Source organism: Enterococcus sp. 10F3_DIV0382 (assembly GCF_002140245.1).
GTDB classification, from domain to species: domain Bacteria; phylum Bacillota; class Bacilli; order Lactobacillales; family Enterococcaceae; genus Enterococcus_B; species Enterococcus_B lactis.
Genome location: NZ_NGMF01000001.1, coordinates 995,233 through 996,064, shown reverse-complemented (window position 1 = coordinate 996,064; position 832 = coordinate 995,233). Strand labels below are relative to the sequence as shown.

2 pseudogenes are annotated in these 832 nt (G+C 27.9%); both read right to left on the bottom strand.

The annotated features are described in order from the left end of the window. Nucleotides 1–249 (bottom strand): annotated as a pseudogene (locus A5849_RS15040) (thioredoxin); the annotation flags it as partial. Further along, a pseudogene (locus A5849_RS04965) lies at nt 246–832 on the bottom strand (hypothetical protein); the annotation flags it as partial. The pseudogenes A5849_RS15040 and A5849_RS04965, both read right to left, overlap by 4 nt.

Here is an 832-nt window from a genome sequence, read left to right as displayed (position 1 = left end):
CATAAATGTCAAACAAGTATATAAAAGTAATATTTGCCAAAAAAAGATTCGTGTAAAATGTATTTCTAATGAATTTTCAGAACCATTTGCAATTCCTGATATAGTTAACAGGTTCAATGGTGCCTGAAAAGTTGTTCCGTTTAAAAAACTATTTACTCCATTAGGAATTATCAACGCAACTAGAAATGAAAATGTTGCAAAAAATGAAACGCCACTATATTTAAAGATGTCAAGAATTATTTTTTTCATAGTCGTTCTTTCTCCCATTTAGTATTAAATACGTGATTTGTTATGATAAAACCAGTAACAATAAAAATTGTTACTAATGTGATTTGGATAATACTAGAATAACTATTAAAAAGGTTAATTAAATAAGTAATCGGAAATAAGCCTAGTACACAAACCAATATAAGGCTAGTTTGCGATAATGGATTTTCTTTACTGTATGGAAAGAAAACACCCAAAATAATAGAACTAAGAGTAGAAGTTGCTAAAATTCCTAAACCAAAAAGGCATTCTCTTAAACTTGGAACTTTAAAAAGAAGCATTAATAAAAAGAAGAAAGAGGTAACAACAAATGTGCTGATGAACTTCCCTAAAAAATATTGACTTCTCTTAATTCCTAAAATTCTATAAAAACTTAACATCTTTTCATCAACGCCATAACTTAGAAAGCCAAGTGTACCTAACAAGCCAGCATCTATCTTAATAAGAATATCTAATATTGGAAGATGACTCAGCAGTGTAAAGATATTTAATCCTAATAGTAGAAGAATTAAAAGAATTGTATTTTCAGAGCGTAACAATAATTTCATATCTTTAAGAATAAGAC